Here is a 21,827-nt window from a genome sequence, read left to right as displayed (position 1 = left end):
AAATGAAAAATTTAAAATTACTTTTTTTGCCAATTGTAGCTTTACTAATTACTTCATGTAGTTCGGTAAGAGTGGTCACAGATTATGATACACAAACTGATTTTAATCAGTATAAAACATTTGCGTTTTACAAAACAGGTATAGACAAAGCTCCAATCTCTGATTTGGATAAAAAACGTATTATGCGTGCTATTGAAGCAGAGTTGATGGCGAAAGGAATGACAAAATCAGCTACACCAGATGTCTTGGTGAGTTTGTTTACGAAATCTCGTGAGCGTATCAATGTGAATGATAATTATTATGGAGGGTTTTATTATCCATGGTATTATGGTTCAAGTCCAGTAACGGTTTCTCAATATACAGAAGGAACGTTGTTTATTGATTTGTTAGATGCTGACAAAAAAGAGTTAGTATGGCAAGGAATAGGAACAGGAGCTTTAAGTACAAGCAGTGTAGAAAGAAAAGAGGCACGTATTAAAGAATTTGTAGCTGAAATTATGGCGGAGTATCCACCTAATGCTAAAAAGTAAGGTTTAAATTTTTAAGATATATAAAAATACGTTAAGCAGAAACATAAAGTCTGTTTAACGTATTTTTTTATGATATTTGTAGCATGAGAAATAAGATATTAAAACCTACGCCTGATGAGTATTATACCAATGAACAAGGGTATAGGGTTTTTAAAGAAACATATCATTTACGACGAGGGTATTGCTGTAAAAACGGCTGTAAACATTGTCCGTATGGATATGATAAAAATACTGACAGCTTCAAATAAATGTGACAATAATTAGTTTATTGTTTCTAATAGATAAAATCAAACCAGTAGACATGAAAAAAATTACAGTATTCTTTATTGCACTTACTTTTATGGGGTGTGCAGAATTACAAAAAGTAGTAAATCAATTACCACAAGGAGGAGTATTAACACAAGAGCAAATAGGTAATGGTTTGCGTCAAGCTTTAGATAATGGTATTCAGCATCAAGTAACAAAATTAACTACAAAAGATGGTTTTTATAAGAATGACTTGGTGAAAATTTTATTACCAGAAGAATTACAGGCAGTAGATAAAGGGTTGCGTAGTATTGGCTTAGGTAATTTAGCAGATGAAGGTCTAAAAGCAATTAATAGAACTGCTGAAGATGCTGTAAAAACCGCGACTCCAATTTTTGTGAACGCTGTTAAGGAAATTACGTTTACAGATGCAAAAAATATTTTATTAGGAGCTGATAACGCAGCGACTTCTTATTTAGAAGGAAAAACAACTTCTGCATTATATGCTGAGTTTAATCCTGTAATTAAAAACTCGTTTGCTAAAGTAGGAGCGGATAAAATTTGGTCAAATTTAATTTTAAAATACAATAGTATTCCATTTGTTAAAAAAGTAAATCCAGATTTAACAGACTACGTAACAACTGAAGCATTGGATGGGGTTTTTACAATGATTGCAGTTGAAGAAAAAGGCATACGTAATAAAATAGGATTACGTGATACAGCATTATTACGACAGGTTTTTGCGTTACAAGATAACAGGTAGTGTACATACTGTCAACAACAAAAAAACTCTTGAAAAATCAAGAGTTTTTTTGTTGTTGGTAGGTGACAATTACGGGTGTTTTCCCCATTTTATATTTAATTGTTGTTTTATGTGGTTGTAAATCAAATAAATATGTATATTTATAATCCGTGTTAACCCAATTTAGAAATGTCAAGAATTAATCAATTACGAAGATATAGAAAACATCTTGAAGAAAGATATCGTAGATTGGTTGAGACAGCTAATGATTATAAGTATGAAGATGAGTGTAAAAGTGATCGCTCAGCATTCAAAGCAATGAAGATATTGGAAAAGCTAAATAGAATAAAATATTTAGATGAAGATATGTCAAATCCTGTTGTGTAATTCCTTAAAGTAATCAAAAGCTTTTAACAGTCTACTACCATACCAAGAGAAGTATTCACCGTCAACTAAGATAGGTGATGCATCTTTTATGTGCTTTTTTATTTCGGTACTATGTTTTTCTTTAAAAGGGAAAGGCTCAGAGGATAATAAAATAAATGCTGGCTTTTTATTTTGAAGTTCTTTTATATTAACTTCGGGGTATCTCTTTTCATTGGCATAAACATTAACAAACTTGTTTAGTTCTAACAGATGGTTTATAAACGTGTTGTTTGCTGCCACCATCCAAGGATTTCTCCAGATAAAATAAGCTACTTTTTTATAGTTTTGGTTTGTAATAAACCTTTTAAAATCACTTATTTTTGATGTCAATTCATCAATCATTTTTTTAGCTTCAACTTGCTTGTCAAAAAAACTCCCATAAAGAGAAATTAACTCTAAAGAATCGGAAAGTGTGAAAATGTCGGAAACATGAGTAAATGCTATTTGCTGGCAAGCGGCAACAATTTCTTTGGTATTTTCTTCTTTATTGCATAAGATAATATCAGGCTGAAGACTTTTAATCCTATCAATTTTTATATTTTTTGTCCCGCCAACAATTGTTTTGGTTTTTAAAAGATGCTTAGGGTGGATACAAAATTTAGTTAGTCCTACAATACAATCTTCAAGTCCTAAATCAACTAAAAGTTCTGTTTGACTAGGAACCAAAGAAACTATTCTTTTATACTTTTTTTCAATACTCATACAAGCAAAAGTAAGGAATCAAAAAAAAGAGGTATTATTTAACTCCCATAAGTTCCTGAAATTCTTTTTTATAGCTTTTGCTTACTCTGAATGTTTTGTTGTCATTAATTTTTACATCTGTTTCACCATAGTTAGAAGTGATAATTTCATCAATAAAATTAGAGTTAATAATAGTTGATCGATGAATTCTGATAAATAAGTTAGAATTTAATCTTTTGATAATACTAGATAAAGATTCTCGCAGTAAGTATTTTTTGTTATCCGTAGTAAAAATTTCTACATAATATCCAGAAGCAGAAATGTATTTAATAGTATTTCGTTCCAAGAAAATTATCTTATTCCCCGATTTGATATTAATCTTAGTACCTTTTACAGGTATTTCAATAGAAGTGTTTTCTTTTACAAGGTCTAAAATGTTATCCAAGCTTGAAAGCTTTTCTATTTTTTTATAATCTATAACCTTTTTTATTGAAGCATAAAACCTGTCTTCTTCTAATGGTTTTAAAAGATAGTCAAAAGCAAAATAATCAAAAGCCTTTACTGCATGTTCATTAGAAGAAGCGGTAAAAATAAAAATAGGTTTTTTAGGTAAGGTTATCTTTTCTATAATATCAAACCCTGTCATATTGTTGATTTTTGTATCAAGGTAAACTACATCAGGATGTAAAATATTTATTTTTTCTATAGCGTCTAAACCATTAGAGCATTCATCTACAATTTCCATAAAACTATAGTCATTGACTAATTTTTTAAATCTTGACCTAGCAGTTTGTTCGTTGTCAACGATTAGAATTGATATTTTCATATACATTTTGTTTTCTTGTAGCTATAACAGTTAAAACTAGGAGATACCCTAACTTTTAATTTATTAAAGTTTAGTTAAATAAATATTAGAAACTTTAATTATTTGTTAAAGTTTATAGTCTGATTTTAATTAGTAAATAGAAGGGATTTGCTTACTTATTATTTAAATAAAACGAGCCGCAAAAATAAAGAAGAAGCCCTTTAGAATTCTATTAAAATAGGGGCTTTTTAAAAAAATTAACATTAATTAACATTTAGCTGTTTTTGGGGTGTGTGTTGCCGACTTCTTAAAATTGTTTTTTCACATCAAAATAAAGGTTGTTAACTTCAAATGAGTGTTAACAAAAACTTATAGCCTTTAGATTTACAACTGTTAATTAATAAAAATTTAATAATTTATGAATCTACATTGGAAAAATGTAATCTGTGTATTCTTCTTTTTTGGTTTTTTACTGAATATGAGTGCACAGGAGAAAAAAATCACTGGAGTGGTGTCTGATAGTGCAGGGCCGTTGCCTGGTGTAAATGTAATTTTAAAGGGTACGACCATAGGTACTGAAACTGACTTTGATGGAAAGTATTCATTAAAAGCAAAGACAGGAGATGTTTTAGTTTTTAGTTTCGTTGGAATGCAAGTAACAGAAAGAACTGTAGGAGCAGCTTCAGAACTAAATGTTTTAATGAAAGAAGACAGTAACATATTAGACGAAATCGTAGTTGTTGGTTATGGAACAACAACCAAACAATCTTTTACAGGTACGGCAAAAGTGGTAAAAGCAGAAGCTTTAGAAGCAAAAAGTGTTTCTAATGTGTCTCAAGCTTTAGCAGGTGAGGTTGCAGGTGTTAATGTAATCAATACCTCAGGACAACCAGGTACTGTAGCAACTATTCGTATTCGTGGTTTTGGTTCTGTGAATGGAAGTAGAGATCCATTATATGTAGTTGATGGAGTTCCTTTTTCAGGATCAATAAACTCTATTAACCCTTCAGATATTGCTTCTACAACAGTATTAAAAGATGCTTCGGCAACTGCTATTTATGGTTCTAGAGGAGCAAATGGGGTAATTATGATTACAACAAAGTCTGGTAAATCAGGAAAAACATCTGTAGAAGTTGATTTAAAAACAGGGGTTAATTTTCAGTTATTACCAAGGTATGATGTTATAAAATCTCCAGATGAATATTTAGAGTTGTCTTGGCATGCAATGGCCAATAGAGGTTTAGATATTGACCCTACCATAGACGGAGCAGCTTATGCAAATCAAAATTTATTTGATTCAAGAAGAGGAATTAGTAATGCTTTTAATTATTTTACTACTAATGATGTTTCTCAAATAATAGATCCAGCTACAGGAAAAGTAAGACCTGGGTTATCAAGAAAGTACACTCCAGAAAACTGGGGAGATTATGCTTTTCAATCTTCTATAAGAACTGAGGCAAACGTTAAAATGAGTGGAGGGAATGAAGATACTAAGTACTTTAGCTCTTTTGGTTATTTAGATGATAAAGGATACTCTATCAATTCAGGGTATAAAAGATATGCATCAAGATTAAACATTACTCACAAACCAGCAAAATGGTTAACAGCAAAAGCAAATGTTGGGTATACTTTAGGAAAATCTATCGAAAACGGACAGTCTGATGACTCAGGAAGTATTTTTTGGTACGTAGATAATATTCCATCTATTTATCCTTTATTTTTACGTGATGCAAATGGTGATTTTGTAGAAGACCCTAAATATGGAGGAAATCAATACGATTATAGAGACAGAGGTTTTGGTGGAGGTACCAATGCTTTAGGAAATGCTCAACATAATTTTATAGGTTCTGATCGTCACTCATTAAATGGTAATTTCTCATTTAAAGTATCTCTTTTAGATGGCTTAGAGTTTGAGACACAATATGGAGCTCAATATTACAGCCAAATTTATAATGAAGTTCAGAATCCATTCTATGGCTTTGCTGTACAACAAAGAGGAACTTTATACAAAGAAAACGAAAGTGTTTTAACTCAGAACTTCTTAAATATTTTTAGATATAACAAGAATTTTGGAAACCATAACCTTTCTGCTTTAGTAGCACACGAAACTAATCAGTCTGAATTCCAAATTAGTACCTTAAGTAAAAATAGAGTTGTTAATTTACAAAACGGGTTAAAAGATCCTAATAACTATGTGGTAGTTTCTTCGCCTCCAACAGGTTACAGTACTAGATCTGCTTTAGAAAGTTACTTTGGACAAGTATCATATAACTACAAAAGAAAATACTACCTTTCTGGAGCTATAAGACGTGATGGGTCTTCTAGATTTGCTAAAGACAAATGGGGAACTTTTGGGTCTTTAGGAGCATCATGGGTTTTATCTGAAGAAAACTTTATCTCTGATATCAACTTTATCAACTTTTTAAAGTTTAAGGCGAGTTATGGTATTTTAGGAGATCAAGCAGGGGTTGATATTTACTCTGGTAGAGATAGTTATACTATAGGTAACTTAGGAGGTCAAATTTCATTAAGACCTAATGCAATACAAAATCCTAATTTAACATGGGAAACTTCTAAAATGTTCCAAACAGGATTAGAGTTTACTGTTTTAAATAATAAGCTAGAAGGATCTGTAGATTATTATATAAAGAATACGGAAGATTTAATTTTTGAAAGAAGATTACCTCCTTCGTCAGGTAATGGTCTTGTTGATGTAAATGATGGTACATTACGAAACTCAGGAGTTGAATTTGACTTAACAGCGCATTTAATAGAAAAAGAAAACTATAAGTTAGATTTTGGTATTAATGGAGAAATGTTTAATAGTGAACTAACTGAAATGCCTATCGATCCAGCAACTGGAGAAAGAAAATTTTTAGATATCGCAGGAAGTTTTGGTAGAGCTAAAGGAAAAGGTCTTTTTGATTATTACATGAGAGAATGGGCTGGAGTAGACACACAAACAGGAGCTCCTCTTTGGAACCAGTACTATCACGATGCTAATAATAATGGAACGATAGATGATGGTGAAGGAATTAGAAGTTTAGCAGAATACAAAAACCAATTTCCAAAGAATGCAATTAGTAAAACTACAACAAGCACTTATAGTGACGCTACTCAGAAGTATATAAACAAGTCTATTATACCTAAAGTTAGAGGAGCATTTAGATTAAATGCAAAAGTACATGACTTTACATTAAGCACGTTGTTTGGTTATAGTTTAGGAGGTCACTCTTACGATAATGTATATGCTAGCTTAATGGATAACGGACAAGTTGGATCAGGTAACTGGCATACAGATATAAGAAATAGCTGGAAACAACCAGGTGACATTGCTAGTGTACCAAGATTAATTAGTGATAGAAACATTCAAGTAAACTCTGTTTCTTCACGTTTTATAACATCAACAGACTATTTAGCTTTAAGCAATGTTAGATTAGGATATACTATACCAAGTAGTTTTATAGAGAATTCAGGAGTTAAATCTTTAAACTTATGGGTAGCAGGAGACAACTTATTTTTATTAAGTGCTAGAAATGGATTTAATCCGATGACATCGGAAACAGGTTCGTCTGACGTATACCGTTATCAACCATTATCTACAATAACTTTTGGTGTAAGAGCTAAATTTTAAATTTAAAACAATATGAGAAAATATATAAAACCAATATTATTAGGGGCAGTTGTAGCTCTTTCAATAAGCTGTAGTGATGATTTTCTAGAGGAAAGCCCTACTGAAAACGTTACTGTTGAAGACGTATCAGAGACAGGAAAGATTTATCCAGGTGTTTTAAATGGTACCTTAAGAGGTATTTATGAAACAATGTTACAAGTTGAAACAGGAGGATTACCAGGTTCACATGAAGATTATGGGCAAAAAGCATATGATGTTATTAGCGACATGTTATCTGGAGATTTAGCTCTTGCTCAAAATGTTTATAACAGGTATAGTAGCATAGCGCAATTAATCGCTACTAACGACTTTACATTTACTAAGCCAAATTATATGGCTTGGAGGTATTATTATAGAATAATCAACTCTAGTAATTTGGTAATTAGGTCTTTAGGGGGTAATGATGCTGTAATTACAGATGCCAATAGAGAGCAAATGGGACAAGCGAAAGCGCTAAGAGCTTATGGGTATTTCTATTTAACTCAATTGTATATTCCTGAGTATACACCTACATCAAAAATCTTACCTATCTATACAGAAGCTAATTCTGATGCACAACCACAAAGTACTACAGAAGAAGTATATAAGTTAATGGTAAAAGATTTAGAGGAAGCAATTACTCTTTTAGAATCGTATAACAGAGAAGAAACATACCAAATAAACAAGCATGTAGCTAAGGCTTTATTAGCTTATGTATATGCTTCAAGAGGTACTGGAACTGATAATACTAATGCTAGAAAATTAGCAGAAGAAGTTATAAATGAAGGAGGATTCCCGTTAACTTCTAAAGAAAGAGTAACAGGAGGTTTTAATAGTGTTGCTGAAAATCCAAGTTGGATGTGGGGTGTTGACATTACCATAGACAATGGATTAGATTTAGTATCATGGTGGGGGCAAATGGATTATTACACATTTAGCTACCAGTCGTTTGGAGATTTAAAACAAATAGATTTAGGTCTGTTTAACTCTATAAACGATAACGATATTAGAAAAACGCAGTTTGATAGTGATGCAACTTCAGGAAGCTATTTAATGCCTATAAATAAGTTTTACCACTCTGCTAAAAAATTCAGAGGTCAACGAAATATAGAATCAGATTATATTTATATGAGAGTTGATGAAATGTACTTATTATCAGCAGAAATGGCAGCTAAAGAAGGATTGGAAGTAGAAGCTAAAAACCGTATAAAAGACTTGTTGTCAGAGAGATATGAGAATGCTGCAGAGTATGCCTATATAGATGCTTTATCAGGTCAAGCTTTACTAGATGAAATCTATTTACAAACAAGAGTAGAGTTTTGGGGTGAAGGAAAAAGTTTCTTTGCGTTAAAAAGAAATAAAGCAACATTAACAAGAGGTTCTAACCATGCATATTTAACAGGAGAATCTATACCTTATAATGATGATAGATTAGTTCTTGAAATTCCACAATCTGAGGTTCAAAACAATCCCTTTATAAATTAATTCCTTTAGGTAAAATAATTTTCTTATTGGAATACGCATTCCCCTAAAAAGAAAGGGCTGAGTTTAAAACTCAGCCCTTTTCATGTTAAAGTAGTAGTTTTTCAGTTCAAAAAAATGGCAATTCAAATCAAAGTTATAAAAGGGGAGAGGGAAGCTTCATACATTTGTGTCAACTTATACCAACTTTGTTTTCATTGGTGTAATTATTTGAATTAATTATAAAGTCAGGGAGTCATTAACCTTGACTTTTTTATTTTTATGTATTTATGTACTTTTTGCTCTTAAATGTTAAATAATTGGTTTTTAGCATTGTTTTTTGTAATTTTAAATTTCTAATCTTCTTAAGGTTTTGACTTAACCCATCAGCGCAACCTCCCAAAAAAACCTCTCCAAAGAAAAAGCCTTAGGTTTTAAATCTTTAATTTATGAGGTTAAAAAATTACCTAATGTTAATGTTTGCGCTAATAAGCATGACGATTTCAGCGCAAGAAAAAACAGTTACAGGAACAGTAACTGATCAAACGGGACCCTTACCAGGTGTTAGTATAGTAGTTAAAGGTACTAGCCGAGGTGTTGAAACAGATTTTGATGGGAAGTATGCCATTAAAGTAAACCAAGGAGACATACTTGTGTTTAGGTTTGTAGGACTCAAAACCGTCGAAAGAACGGTCGGAACTACTGCAGTTTTAAGTATTAAAATGGAGGAAGATACTAATTTACTAGATGAGGTAGTAGTGGTGGCTTATGGTACAACTACTAAAGAAGCATTTACTGGTTCAGCTAGTGTTTTAGGTGTAAAAGATTTAGCTACTCGTAATGTAACTTCTCCAATTGCGGCTATAGAGGGGCGAGCAACGGGTATACAATTTACATCTTCCGCAGGGCCTGGAGCATCTCCTGATATTATAATTCGAGGTGTTGGTACACTCAATGGAGATACAGATCCATTGTTTATAGTAGATGGTATTCAATATGAAGGAGAGCTAAATACAATAAACCAGGAAGATATAGAGTCTTTTACAGTGCTTAAAGACGCGTCGTCTACCTCATTATATGGTTCCAGAGCAGCTAATGGAGTTGTAATTATAACCACCAAAAAAGGAAAAAAGGGCGGAGTAAAAGTCAGTCTTACAGCTCAATCTGGAGTTGTAACAAATGGGATTCAAATATACGATCAAGTCTCACCAGGCCAGTATTATGAAACTATGTGGGAGGCATTGAAGAACTCTAGTGCTGGTGGAGGAGATGTAGCATTTGCTAGTGCTAATATTTACAACCAGTTAGGGTATAATCCGTTCAATGTACCAAATGATCAAATTGTTGGAGTAGATGGGAAGTTAAATCCTAATGCACGTGTTATATATAAGAGTCTCGATTGGTTTGATGAACTTCAACAAACGGGGATTAGAAATAACTATAACGTAGGGATATCAGCAGGTGGTGAGGATCATACAGTGTACTTTTCAGCTTCGTATTTAGATGAAGAGAGTTATGTGGTAACCTCTGGATTTGAACGGATAACGGCAAGATTAAATGCTGATTTTGATGTTAGTAAGAGTATTAAAATAGGAGGAAGTGCTAATATTGCGATAACTGAAGCAAGAGGACCAAGTTCTGCAGGAACGGGGAGTATTGTAAATCCATTTAGTTTTGCATTGGGCATGGGGTCTGTTTATCCAGTATATGTGAATGATTTACAAGGGAATATTGTAAGAGATGAATTTGGAAACCTAGTTTTTGATTCAGGAGAAGGTTTTCCGGAGTACAATATAGGTTCAAGACCAACCAACCAAGGTCGCCATGCACTTCAAGAATTATTGCTGAATAACGAAAGTGATAAAGATAATACTTATGGATTTAGATTTTATGGAGATATAAAACTTTTTGAAGGGCTTAATTTTAAAGTTACTTATGGTAGAGATATTAACGAGTTGTTTGAAAAGGAATATGAAAATGCAATCATAGGAGATGCTCAGCCAGATGGAAGGTTAAGTGAAGCCCGTGGACGACGAGAAGTAGAAAATTTCAATCAAATTTTAACTTATGCTAAAAATTTTGACCACCATAACTTAGAATTACTTGCAGGGCATGAGAGTTTTGAAAGAAGCTTTTCTAATTTACAAGGATTGGCCACCATACAAGCAGCTAATGGAATTTTTGAATTTGCTAACTTTTCAAATATTGTAGATTTAGATGGGGCAACTTTTGATAAAGCAATAGAAGGCTATTTTTTTAGAGCGAACTATAACTATGCCAATACATATTATTTTAGTGGTTCTGTTCGACGTGATGGATCTTCTGTATTTGATATGGACAAAAGATGGGGTACTTTTTACTCTGTTGGTGCTTCTTGGCGTATTGACCAAGAAAGCTTTATAAAAGAGATCTCTTTTATAAATAGATTAAAATTAAGAGCTTCTTATGGAGAAGTAGGGAATGATGATCTGTTAGATTCGTATTTGTCACAAGCTCGTTTTTCAATAACGTCCAATGCAGCTAATCCTGCCATTATTTTTACAGATATAGGGAATGCTAATTTACAATGGGAAACCATAGAGAATTTTGATATAGCACTGGAGTTTGCACTCTTCAATAACTTTTTAGATGGTTCTGTTGAGTATTATAAAAAAAATTCTACAGATTTACTTTACCTTTTGCCTATTGCACCAAGTAATGGATTAAATGAAGTTCCAGTAAATGCAGGTGATATGTTTAACTCAGGATGGGAAGTAGGCCTCACAGCCCATCTTTTTAATAAAGAGAGTTTTAAATGGGACTTAACACTTCAAGCTTCCACGTTTAAAAATGAAATCACAAAATTACCAGATCCATTTATAAATGGCTCAAAACGTTGGGCTGAAGGCAGGTCTAGGTTTGATTATTTCTTATTAAGAACAGCAGGTGTAGACCCAGCTAATGGAGATCAATTGTTTTATATGTACGAACAAGATGAAAATGGAGAAAGTGTTCCTGTTTTAGATGCAAATGGAAACCATGAAACAACCAATGATTGGCAGGATACAGAAAGAGCCTATACAGGAGATTCTTCTGTGCCAGATCTTTTAGGTTCTGTGTTGAATAAAATGACATACAAAGACTTCACTTTTGATTTTTTAATAACATATGGTGTTGGAGGAAAAGTGTTAGATAATGCATACTCTTCCATGATGCACAGTGGAAGCTACGGAAGGTCTTTACATCCAGATATATTAAATGCATGGAGACAACCCGGAGATATAACAAATGTTCCGAGGTTAGAAAATGGAAATCCAGATTTGGTTAGAACTCAATCAGACAGGTTTTTAACTGATGCGTCTTTTTGGGCATTAAAAAATGTCAACTTAGGGTATACATTGGATAAAAAAGTTGTAGAGTCTCTTAAAATGGACCATATAAGATTTAATTTATCCGGAGAAAACCTTTTCTTAAAGAGTAAGAGAAAAGGCTTAGATCCTCAGTATAATTTAGCAGGAACGCCATCTGGCGATGATTTCTCTCCGCCAAGAATTATTTCTTTTGGTATAAACGTTTCATTCTAAAAAAAATCATTATGTTAAATAAATTAAAATACTTATTAATAGCTGTTACCCTTATTTCGGCAACAGCATGTAAAGAAGACTTTCTTGAAAGAACCCCAACCAATGCTATTTCTGCAGCTGATGCATTAGCTAATGAAACAAACATGCAGTTAGTGTTAAATGGAGTGCATAGAGGATTGTATTCTCAGTCGCAAAATATATTTCCTGGAGGAGATTCTCAAAGAGCAGGAAATCACTATTGGATACCATTGGGAGATAATTTATCAGGAGGACTAATTCATAGTGCTAATGCTAATAATTTAGGTTGGAGAACTGAAATGCAATGGAACTCACATACCCAACCAACATCGCTTACAAATGAATTACTGTGGTATCATAGATATAATATAATCTTACATGCAAATCTATTGATTAATGGAATTTTAGAAGGTAGCTTAACAGAAACCCCAACATTAAATACAATTTTAGGGCAGGCTTATACCTATAGAGCTTATGCTTATTTGTCTTTAGTACAGCATTATGGTAGGGGGTATTTGATAGGTACTCCTAGTACAGATCCTGGTGTGCCTTTGCTTTTTTCTTCAGAGTCTCCTTTTACTAGTGAGCCAAGATCAACAGTTGAAGTGATTTATAATCAAATAGGACTAGATTTGGATGCTGCGATTAGTGCTTTTGAAAATGGGGCATCAAGAGCATCAGGAGGGGCAGAAGTAAAATCGCAGTTAAATATAGAGGTCGCTTATGGATTGAAAGCTAGATGGGCTCTTTCTAAAGGAGATTGGCAAACAGCAGCAGATGCTGCTGTAATAGCACGTCAAAATTATCCGTTAATGAACGAATCAGAATGGAAATCAGGATTTAACACAAATGATCTTTCTGAAGTTATTTGGGGAAGTAATGTTATTCAAACGGAAACAACATTCTTTCGTTCTTATTTTTATCTAGCTAGCAATACTTTTAATGGAAGTCAAATTAGAAATAATCCTAAAATAGCTGACAGAAGGATAGTGGATGCAATTCCTGATACAGATTATAGAAAAGGTGTATTTATTATAGATGCACCTAACACAAACTTTTCGGCTTCAAATAATCAAGGTGGTCTTGACTCTGATACAGGATTACCAAGAGACCCTAATTATGTAGGGGATTTAGTTGCTTATAATGCCAGAAGAGCAGAAATAAACGCAGAATATGGTATTACAAATAGTTTTAACCAACACCCATATATGCACTTTAAATTGAAAAATAAGAATCCTGGTTCTATTGATCCTGACGATATAATATATATGCGTGCTTCAGAAATGTATTTAATAGAAGCTGAAGCAAGAGCAATGATGAACGATGTGATAGGAGCTCAAAATGCATTAAAACCTCTAGGTGAAGAGCGTGATAGTGCTTATGATGTAACTATTTATAATACACAAGAATCTTTAATGAACCATATTAAGTTTCAAAGAGCAGTAGAGTTATGGGGAGAAGGTTTTGGATATACAGATAAAATCCGTTGGGATGAAGGAATAGATCACGGAGCCAATGGAGGTTCTGGAGCTTCAGCAGTACTTTATCAAGGCGCTTATCAAGTACAAAAACCTTCTTTAAATGATGATTGGATTTTTAAAATTCCTCAAGCGGAAATTAATGCAAACCCAAACATAACACCAAGTGATCAAAACTAAAAGAGTTGTGAATAGAACGAGAAGCCAATTGCATTAAATTTTTGTTCTCATTTAATGCAGTTCTTTGAGTTAATTATAAGCCAAGGAGTCATTAACCTTGGCTTTTTTTAGTTTAAAATATTTTTCATTTGTTGTTGTAGTTCTGTAGCTTTTGTAGCTGCAGCTTCTGCAAAATCACTACCTCTAGAAGCATAAATAATCCCACGTGAAGAATTAATTAATAAGCCCACGGTATTATTGGTCATTCCGTACTTACAAACTTCTTCTAAGCTTCCTCCTTGTGCACCAACTCCAGGAACCAATAAAAAGCTCTCAGGAATAATTTTTCTGATATCTGCTAAATATTCAGCTTTAGTAGCACCAACTACATACATTAAATTTTGTGAGTTTTTCCAAGATTTAGATACCTCAAGAACTTCTTTATAAAGTTCTTTGTTATTGACGCTTAGCGTCTGGAAATCAAAAGCACCTTGATTAGAGGTTAAAGCCAACATAATGGTATGCTTATCTTCAAAAGCTAAAAAAGGTTCAACAGAATCTTTCCCCATATACGGAGCAACTGTTACTGAGTCAAAAGCTAAATCTTCAAAAAAAGCTTTTGCATACATGGTGCTGGTATTACCAATGTCTCCACGTTTAGCGTCTGCAATGGTGAAAATTTCAGGATATTTTTCGTTTAGGTAATTAATCGTTTTTTCAAGAGATTTCCATCCTTGAATACCATACGCTTCATAAAAAGCAGTGTTAGGCTTATATGCTACACAAAGATGGTGAGTAGCATTAATAATAGCTTTATTAAAAGCAAAAATAGGATCTTCTTCTTGAAGTAAATGGGGTGGGATTTTATCTAAATCAACATCCAGTCCTATACATAAGAACGATTTCTTTTTTTGAATTTCTGATACAAGTTGTTGTGTTGTCATGTGTTGTTGTAAAAGTTAGGCAAAAGTACATAAATTTAGCAGTTTCTGTTATCTTTGTTATATATGTTTCAATATATCGTTAACAAATTTTTTTACGGATTCTTAACACTGTTAGGGGTAGTTACTGTAATATTTTTACTGTTTAATATCTTACCAGGTGACCCTGCTCGTATGATGTTAGATCAGCGAGAAGACACAGAACAATTACAAAATATACGAAAAAAATACGGATTCGATAAACCTGTGTTTACTCAGTATTTGTATTATTTGAATGATGTTTCTCCGTTGTCTTTTCACAGTAAGAATAAAGAAAATTATACTTTTTTGTCAGAAGATAAATACGATGCTTATCTTTTATTTTCTATGGGAAATACAGGGGTGGTTGTAAAAACTCCGTATTTACGCCAATCATTTCAAAAAAATGGGAAAAATGTTTCCGAAGTGATTAAAGAAACCTTACCCAATACAGCAATTTTGGCAGTAGTTGCCATAACTATTGCTTTGCTTTTAGGGATTGTTTTAGGCATCTTTTCGGCCTTATTTAAAGATCGCTTTTTTGACAGACTCATAGCAGTAGTTAGTACTTTAGGAATGAGTGTACCCTCATTTTTCTCAGCTATATTGTTTGCTTGGTTTTTTGGGTTTGTATTGCATACATACACTCACTTAGAAATGACAGGGAGTTTGTATGAAGTGGATGATTTTGGTGAAGGAATGCACATTCAATGGAAGAACTTGGTGTTACCAGCAATCGTATTGGGAATTCGCCCCTTAGCGGTTGTAATCCAGTTGATGAGAAATTCATTGTTAGAGACCTTGAGTCAAGATTATATTCGAACAGCTAAGGCAAAAGGGTTGACACTGTACCAAGTAATTAAAAGGCATGCTTTAAAAAACTCGTTAAATCCAGTAATAACAGCAATTTCTGGATGGTTTGCTTCCATGTTGGCTGGAGCGGTTTTTGTGGAATATATTTTTAACTGGAACGGATTAGGAAAAGAAATAGTAAACTCGCTAAATACGCTTGATTTGCCCGTAATTATGGGAGCTGTTTTAGTCGTGGCTACATTGTTTATAATTATTAATATAATAGTAGATATTTTATACAGTTGGTTAGATCCAAGAATAAGGTTACAATAAAATGAGAAAATTCGGTCTATTAATTGCCATAGTTTTTTTGTCAAGTTGTGCTGTTTTTCAGCCCAAACATTTTACTCAAACATCTTTGAATGAAGAATTATTAACTCTAGAAAGAAAGTCAACTTCATTTAAGGAAGTCTTAAAACAACATAAAGGGAAGAAAATTTTCATACAAATCTTTGCAAGTTATTGTCCTTATAGTCAACGTAGCTTTGAAGATGTTTTACTGTTTCAGAAGAAAAACCCAGAACTTACGTATGTTTTTGTATCAGTAGACCATTCATACCATGATTGGAAAAGAGGTTTAGAAAGCATTTTTGTAAAAGGACAACATTATTACCTTCCCAAAAAAGGAAAAGGGGAACTTGGTGAATTCTTAAACTTAAAAACAATTCCAAGGTTTTTAATTATAGATGAAGAAGGAAAAATTAAGGTATATAAAGCATCAAAAGTATCAGATAAACTTCAAAATAAGACACAGTAGAATGAAGCGAATAGTACTCATAGTTTTTATTGGAATAAGCATGTTAAGTTGCTCAAAAGAAAACCCAGGTAAGTTCTCTAGAGAAGCTTTAGAGGATGTTTTTATTTCTTCAGAAGGAAATGAAACTCCTTTTAATAAAATTTTAAAAAAGCACAAAGGGAAAAAGATATTAATAGACATTTGGGCTTCTTGGTGCCCAGATTGTTTAAAAAGTATTCCCGAAGTGCAAAATATTCAGGGAGAATATAAAGAAGCAGCTTATGTTTTTTTGTCTTTAGATAGAAATACGAGAGATTGGAAAAATGCCATTATGCGTCTAAAAATAAAAGGAGACCATTACTTTATGCAATCGGGTTGGGAAGGAAAGTTTGGTAAGTTTTTAGACTTAAATTGGATTCCAAGATTTTTAGTAATTGATGAGAATGGGAAAATCATGGTGTTTGATGCTACAAAAGCCAGTGATAAATTAATTCGTCAAAGCCTAGAAATAATGTAATTTTGCAAACACAAAATCAATAACCAGAAAAAAATAATACACGTGAGACAAAAAATAGTTGCAGGTAACTGGAAGATGAATAAAAACCTTGATGAAGCAAAAGAACTAATCAAAGGAATAAAGAAAGAAGTAAAAGCGGGTATAGAAAAAGGTACCAGAGTAATGATTGCTCCTAGTTTTGTAAACTTACAATCAGCAGTAAAAAAGACCCAAAAGTCAATCATAGAAGTAGCTGCGCAAAATATGCACCAATCAAAGAATGGCGCATTTACCGGAGAAGTTTCTGCAGATATGTTAATAAATCTTGGTGTAAACATCGTAATTTTAGGACATTCTGAGCGTAGAGAGTATTTTGGCGAAACAGATGCGTTATTGGCACAAAAGGTAGATGCTGCTTTAGGTAATGGATTAGAAGTTGTTTTTTGTTTTGGAGAATTACTAGAAGATAGAAAGTCTGAGAATCACTTTAAAGTGGTTGAAAACCAACTAAAAAAAGCATTGTTCCACCTTCAAAAGGGGAGCTTCGCAAACATTATTTTAGCGTACGAGCCTGTTTGGGCAATCGGAACAGGGGAAACAGCTTCACCAGAGCAAGCACAAGAAATGCACGCTTTTGTAAGAGAACTTTTTGCGAAAGAATATGGGAAAGATACAGCTGATACCATTTCAATTTTATATGGAGGAAGTGTAAAACCTGCAAATGCTAAAGAGATTTTTTCTAAGCCAGATGTCGATGGAGGTTTAATAGGTGGAGCAGCGTTAAAAGCTGAAGATTTTGCAGCAATAATTAAATCAATTTAATGGATAATATTTATATAGAATATACTTTTGAAGTAGTGCCGAAAGATCCAGCAACTGAAATCTTAATAGCAGAACTTGGTGTTTTAGGGTTTGAAAGTTTTGTAGAAAATGAAAACGGAGTTGTAGCGTATATTCAAAAAGATGATTGGAACGAAGCTATTTTAGACAATGTGTTTGTATTGAAATCAGAAGAGTTTTCAATTCAATACGAGCACAAAGAAATAGAACAAACCAATTGGAATGCAGAATGGGAAAAGAATTTTAATCCTATTCAAGTAGACGATTTGGTTAGCATCCGAGCGCCATTTCATGAAAACCCGAACTTGAAGTACGATATTGTTATTGAGCCAAAAATGAGTTTTGGTACAGGTCATCATGAAACTACTCATATGATGGTACAACATTTACTTAATTTAGATGTGGCAAGTAAAAAGGTGTTAGATATGGGGTGTGGTACAGGGATTTTAGCAATTTTTGCTGAGATGAAAGGAGCACAACCTATCGATGCTATTGATATCGATGCTTGGTGTTATGAAAACTCTTTAGAAAATGTAGAGAGAAACTCATGTCAACATATTTCAGTTTATGAAGGAGATGCATCCTTATTAAAAGGAAAAAAATACGATGTAATCATAGCAAATATTAACCGTAATATTTTGTTAAACGATATGCAAACGTATGCGAACTGTTTAACTGAAAATGGAGTTTTATTATTAAGTGGGTTTTATAGTGAAGATATTCCAGTGATTGATAATGAGGTGTCTAAGTACAGTTTAACATTAAAAGATACCATACAAAGAAATAATTGGGTAGCTTTGCAATATCAAAAATAAAACAAATGAGTACGATAGAAAAAATTCAAGAAGAGCTAGATGTTTTATTAAATGAAACAAGAAAGCATGAAATTGTTTTACACAACGATGATGTAAATACCTTTGATTTTGTAATTGATAGCCTTGTAACTGTATGTGACCATACGCTAGAACAAGCAGAGCAATGTACTATTTTGGTACATTATAAGGGGAAGTGTTCGGTTAAAACAGGTGAGTATAAAGACTTAGAACCAAGGTGCTCTAAATTATTAGAGTTAGGTTTATCAGCAGAGATAGTGTAAGAATGGAGAACGTTTTTAGGTATTACGAATTTTCAGAATTTTTTAAAGACAGTTCTGGAGCATTTCAAGACAACGATATAAGTTTTTCAGAACTAAACAACGAACATTTTTTAATTTTTGAAAAGAAAGATTCTCAGTTTAATCTTTATGTATCAAAATACAGTTCAAAAAAGAGTATAGGAAAAGAACCACCAACAATACTAGAATTATTGGTGGAAAATTACGACAAATCCATACCAGAACACAGAATAGTACTTAGAAAATACTTGTATTAAAAAACTCAAAAATAAAATTTGAGTTTTTTTTATGCTTTTAAGTGACCAATTTAAAATTATAGTGTCATACTAATGTAAGCAAAAGACAGCACAAAATTCGATTAAAGATATTGCCTCTTAAATGCATAACTTCTCTTTTTTTGCTTGAAGCTTACAAAGAGAAGTTTTTTTAAAAGGCTAAAAATAGTAGTAGTTAGTTTTTATACTAAGTTTGGTTAGACGAAAAGGCCTTAAGCGAAAGTTTAAGGTCTTTTTTATTCGATTTTTTAACTAAAAAATAATTAATGCTAAGTAAAAAAGAGTAAAAAATAATGTATCTTTATAGTAGCTGAAACAGCAAAATAAAAGCCTATGTAACATCATTTTCTTTAAATACCACGAGCATAGCTAAAAGTAGCCTTTGCTAAAAGAAACTTGGACTTGTTGTGGTTAATATCCAAGATAAAAAAGGTAGATAATTAAAATTTTAAAGAGAATGAAGAATACGATTATAAAAACAGTTTTTATATTATTTGTTGGGGTAGGCTTGGCATTTACTACTCAACAAAACAAACTTATAGATCCTATAAAAACTGTAGCAACTTTTCAAGGTTATGATGAGTATGGGTATACTTTTTCGTATGAAAACGAAGAGGGAGATGAAGATGTAATTAGCTTTGAAACTATATCAGAGAAAATATTAAAAATTTATAACTTAAAAGAAGATAAATTTGTAGGACAGGTATTTGAAATTACGTATGATTATAAGGTGTCAGACGATGAAATTGAAACTCCTGTACTACAATCAATAAAAAAAGTAGAATAATTATGAGTATTGTAGATTTATACGAGTCAAGTAAGCATAGAAATAACGTAGCACATTTTAGTGCTATTGTTAATCTTGCGATTATTGATGGCGATTTAAATGAAGAAGAAGAAAAATTAGTGAATCGATTTGCTAGAAAGTTAGATATAACAGAAGCAGAATATCAAGAAATAGTAGAAAACTCTAAAAAGTATCCAGTAGTGCCACAGGCAAAAACAGACGATAGATTAGAGCGTTTGTTAGATTTATTTAAAATAATTTACTCAGACCATCAAATAGATGAAGCTGAGTTAAAGTTAATTTTGAGGTATGCTATTCAACTTGGTTTTTCACAAGAAAAGGCAGAGGAAATTATTTCTAAAACCACAAAAATTTTTAGTGGTGAAATAGATTTAGATCAGTATAAATCAATACTAAACATCTTATAAAAGTAACATCCCATTCTGTACAGAATGGGATTTGTTTTTTAAAGCAATTGTAAATTTTCCAACTTAAAAATCACAAGATCTTCGTCGTCTACATCGTCAAAAATTTCTTTGTAGGTGATTTCGAAGTTTTTGTTTTTGTAAGCAGAAGATTTTAAATCTAAATGCTCAAGATTCTTTTTGTTGATTTGTTCAAAATCAATAATATCTCCGTTTTCCAATTCGAAAACATAATAGCCGTTTGTGTATCCTTGATAAACGCCGACTAATGTAACTGTTTGTTGTGAGTTATAATAAGCCATGGTTTAAATACAATTTACTACTTACTCATTATCAAAATCGTCAGTTATTTCGATTTCATCAAAAGTATCATCGTCATTATCGTCATCATCAGTTTCATGATCCTCCATTGTTTGTTGTAGCTGAGAACTTATTTTTACTAAAAAAAGAGTGTCTTCAGTATTTACTTCTACAGCTTTTACCGTTTCTCCTTTACTATTTTTAAAGGAAATAATGTCCGAATGATCATATCCATCAGGATACCTCTCAACTAATAAATCTAAAATATTAGTAGTTAACTTAGCATAGTCTACAATAACTCTCTTCATAAGGTTACATTTTTAATAAATAAGCAAATATTAATGGAGCAACAATAGTTGCGTCACTTTCTATAATAAACTTAGGCGTGTCAATATCTAACTTACCCCAAGTAATTTTTTCATTAGGAACAGCTCCTGAATACGATCCATAGCTAGTGGTTGAATCTGAAATTTGACAGAAATAGCTCCAGAAAGGAGTGTCTTCTCTCTCTAAATCTTGATATAACATTGGCACTACACAAATAGGGAAATCTCCAGCAATTCCTCCTCCAATTTGGAAAAATCCGATGCCATTTTCAGAGTTTTCAGTATACCAGTCTGCTAAAAAGGTCATGTATTCAATACCTGATTTCATCGTAGCAGCTTTTAGTTCTCCTTTTACTACATAAGAAGCAAAAATATTTCCCATAGTACTGTCTTCCCATCCAGGAACAACAATAGGTAAGTTCTTTTCAGCAGCAGCATACATCCAAGAATCTTTCAAGTCTATTTCGTAATACTCTTCTAAAACACCTGAGAGTAATAATTTGTACATGTATTCGTGAGGGAAATAACGTTCACCAGCTTCTTCTGCATCTTTCCAAATTTTGAAAATATGTTTTTGTAGGCGTCTAAAAGCTTCTTCTTCTGGAATACAAGTATCTGTAACACGATTCAATCCCTTTAATAATAAATCCCATTCATCTTGTGGAGTTAAATCACGATAGTTAGGAACTCTTTTGTAGTGTGAGTGCGCTACTAAATTCATAATGTCCTCTTCAAGGTTTGCCCCTGTACAAGAAATAATATCGACTTTATCTTGACGAATCATTTCAGCAAAAATTTTACCTAACTCAGCTGTACTCATCGCACCAGCTAACGATACTAACATTTTAGAGCCTTGCTCTAATTGAGCTTCATACCCTTTAGCAGCATCTACTAGCGCTGCAGCATTAAAGTGTAGGAAGTATTTTTCTATAAAATTGGTTATAGGTTTGTTCATT

General features: G+C 32.6%; 23 protein-coding genes. 17 read left to right on the top strand and 6 right to left on the bottom strand.

Annotation, left to right across the window (positions count from 1 at the left end):
- Window positions 1-2 precede the first annotated feature (2 nt).
- The 4 genes from V1T75_RS04740 (at window position 3) to V1T75_RS04725 (ending at window position 1,905) form a co-directional block, all read left to right on the top strand.
- Window positions 3-530, top strand: coding sequence for a DUF4136 domain-containing protein (locus V1T75_RS04740; protein WP_330487415.1), 528 nt, complete (start codon window positions 3-5; stop codon window positions 528-530).
- Between the two features lie 83 nt (window positions 531-613).
- A complete protein-coding gene (locus tag V1T75_RS04735) occupies window positions 614-778 on the top strand; it encodes a DUF5522 domain-containing protein (protein WP_330487414.1) in 165 nt (54 codons plus the stop codon).
- Window positions 779-831: 53 nt separating this feature from the next.
- A complete protein-coding gene (locus tag V1T75_RS04730; protein WP_330487413.1) occupies window positions 832-1,539 on the top strand; it encodes a DUF4197 domain-containing protein in 708 nt (235 codons plus the stop codon).
- A gap of 168 nt (window positions 1,540-1,707) precedes the next feature.
- Complete coding sequence (locus tag V1T75_RS04725) at window positions 1,708-1,905, top strand: hypothetical protein (RefSeq protein WP_125069320.1); 198 nt, start codon at window positions 1,708-1,710, stop codon at window positions 1,903-1,905.
- Here V1T75_RS04725 and V1T75_RS04720 read toward each other — a convergent pair.
- Both V1T75_RS04720 and V1T75_RS04715 read right to left on the bottom strand, forming a co-directional pair.
- Window positions 1,888-2,646, bottom strand: coding sequence for an ABC transporter substrate-binding protein (locus V1T75_RS04720; RefSeq protein WP_330487412.1), 759 nt, complete (start codon window positions 2,644-2,646; stop codon window positions 1,888-1,890). The genes V1T75_RS04725 and V1T75_RS04720 overlap by 18 nt on opposite strands.
- 34 nt (window positions 2,647-2,680) lie before the next feature.
- Window positions 2,681-3,451 carry a LytR/AlgR family response regulator transcription factor gene (locus V1T75_RS04715; protein WP_330487411.1) on the bottom strand — a complete coding sequence of 257 codons (771 nt, stop codon included), beginning with the start codon at window positions 3,449-3,451 and terminating at the stop codon, window positions 2,681-2,683.
- Between the two features lie 397 nt (window positions 3,452-3,848).
- On the opposite strand from V1T75_RS04715, the gene V1T75_RS04710 reads away from it, so the two are divergent.
- The 4 genes from V1T75_RS04710 to V1T75_RS04695 all read left to right on the top strand — a co-directional run bounded on the left by V1T75_RS04710 (window position 3,849) and on the right by V1T75_RS04695 (window position 13,782).
- Entirely contained in the window at window positions 3,849-7,064 is a 3,216-nt protein-coding gene (locus tag V1T75_RS04710) for a SusC/RagA family TonB-linked outer membrane protein (RefSeq protein ID WP_330487410.1), read from the top strand.
- A 12-nt stretch (window positions 7,065-7,076) separates the two neighbouring features.
- Window positions 7,077-8,567 (top strand): RagB/SusD family nutrient uptake outer membrane protein, encoded by a 1,491-nt coding sequence (locus V1T75_RS04705; protein ID WP_330487409.1) that lies wholly within the window; start codon window positions 7,077-7,079, stop codon window positions 8,565-8,567.
- Window positions 8,568-8,992: 425 nt separating this feature from the next.
- Window positions 8,993-12,106 carry a SusC/RagA family TonB-linked outer membrane protein gene (locus V1T75_RS04700; RefSeq protein WP_330487408.1) on the top strand — a complete coding sequence of 1,038 codons (3,114 nt, stop codon included), beginning with the start codon at window positions 8,993-8,995 and terminating at the stop codon, window positions 12,104-12,106.
- 11 nt (window positions 12,107-12,117) lie between these two features.
- The gene (locus V1T75_RS04695) at window positions 12,118-13,782 is read left to right on the top strand and encodes a RagB/SusD family nutrient uptake outer membrane protein (RefSeq protein ID WP_330487407.1); all 1,665 of its coding nucleotides are present in this window, start codon (window positions 12,118-12,120) and stop codon (window positions 13,780-13,782) included.
- Between the two features lie 107 nt (window positions 13,783-13,889).
- Here V1T75_RS04695 and pyrF read toward each other — a convergent pair whose 3' ends face one another.
- Entirely contained in the window at window positions 13,890-14,705 is an 816-nt protein-coding gene (pyrF, locus tag V1T75_RS04690; RefSeq protein ID WP_330487406.1) for an orotidine-5'-phosphate decarboxylase, read from the bottom strand.
- A gap of 63 nt (window positions 14,706-14,768) precedes the next feature.
- Between pyrF and V1T75_RS04685 the strand changes: the two genes are divergently transcribed.
- The 9 genes from V1T75_RS04685 (at window position 14,769) to V1T75_RS04645 (ending at window position 20,248) form a co-directional block, all read left to right on the top strand.
- The gene (locus tag V1T75_RS04685) at window positions 14,769-15,845 is read left to right on the top strand and encodes an ABC transporter permease (protein WP_330487405.1); all 1,077 of its coding nucleotides are present in this window, start codon (window positions 14,769-14,771) and stop codon (window positions 15,843-15,845) included.
- 1 nt (window position 15,846) lies between these two features.
- Entirely contained in the window at window positions 15,847-16,329 is a 483-nt protein-coding gene (locus V1T75_RS04680; RefSeq protein WP_330487404.1) for a TlpA family protein disulfide reductase, read from the top strand.
- 1 nt (window position 16,330) lies between these two features.
- A complete protein-coding gene (locus V1T75_RS04675; RefSeq protein ID WP_330487403.1) occupies window positions 16,331-16,825 on the top strand; it encodes a TlpA family protein disulfide reductase in 495 nt (164 codons plus the stop codon).
- A 42-nt stretch (window positions 16,826-16,867) separates the two neighbouring features.
- Window positions 16,868-17,626 (top strand): triose-phosphate isomerase, encoded by a 759-nt coding sequence (gene tpiA / locus V1T75_RS04670; RefSeq protein WP_330487402.1) that lies wholly within the window; start codon window positions 16,868-16,870, stop codon window positions 17,624-17,626.
- Window positions 17,626-18,459 (top strand): 50S ribosomal protein L11 methyltransferase, encoded by an 834-nt coding sequence (gene prmA / locus V1T75_RS04665; protein ID WP_330487401.1) that lies wholly within the window; start codon window positions 17,626-17,628, stop codon window positions 18,457-18,459. Before tpiA ends, prmA begins: the two co-directional genes overlap by 1 nt.
- Window positions 18,460-18,464: 5 nt before the next feature.
- Entirely contained in the window at window positions 18,465-18,740 is a 276-nt protein-coding gene (locus V1T75_RS04660; RefSeq protein ID WP_121146033.1) for an ATP-dependent Clp protease adaptor ClpS, read from the top strand.
- Between the two features lie 2 nt (window positions 18,741-18,742).
- Entirely contained in the window at window positions 18,743-19,015 is a 273-nt protein-coding gene (locus V1T75_RS04655) for a hypothetical protein (protein WP_330487400.1), read from the top strand.
- A gap of 475 nt (window positions 19,016-19,490) precedes the next feature.
- Window positions 19,491-19,820 (top strand): hypothetical protein, encoded by a 330-nt coding sequence (locus V1T75_RS04650; protein WP_330487399.1) that lies wholly within the window; start codon window positions 19,491-19,493, stop codon window positions 19,818-19,820.
- Between the two features lie 2 nt (window positions 19,821-19,822).
- Window positions 19,823-20,248, top strand: coding sequence for a TerB family tellurite resistance protein (locus tag V1T75_RS04645; RefSeq protein ID WP_330487398.1), 426 nt, complete (start codon window positions 19,823-19,825; stop codon window positions 20,246-20,248).
- Window positions 20,249-20,286: 38 nt separating this feature from the next.
- On the opposite strand, the gene V1T75_RS04640 is transcribed toward V1T75_RS04645, so the two are convergent.
- Genes V1T75_RS04640 through V1T75_RS04630 form a run of 3 tightly spaced genes read right to left on the bottom strand, consistent with a single transcriptional unit; the run spans window position 20,287 to window position 21,826 of the window.
- Window positions 20,287-20,547, bottom strand: coding sequence for a hypothetical protein (locus V1T75_RS04640; RefSeq protein ID WP_330487397.1), 261 nt, complete (start codon window positions 20,545-20,547; stop codon window positions 20,287-20,289).
- A 21-nt stretch (window positions 20,548-20,568) separates the two neighbouring features.
- Entirely contained in the window at window positions 20,569-20,853 is a 285-nt protein-coding gene (locus V1T75_RS04635) for a hypothetical protein (protein ID WP_330487396.1), read from the bottom strand.
- Between the two features lie 4 nt (window positions 20,854-20,857).
- On the bottom strand, window positions 20,858-21,826 hold the full coding sequence (locus V1T75_RS04630; RefSeq protein WP_330487395.1) for a deoxyhypusine synthase family protein: 969 nt from the start codon (window positions 21,824-21,826) through the stop codon (window positions 20,858-20,860).
- Window position 21,827: the final 1 nt, after the last annotated feature.

It is taken from the genome of Tenacibaculum sp. FZY0031 (assembly GCF_036350695.1).
Taxonomy (GTDB): Bacteria; Bacteroidota; Bacteroidia; order Flavobacteriales; family Flavobacteriaceae; genus Polaribacter.
This window is presented reverse-complemented; position numbering and strand designations above follow the sequence as displayed.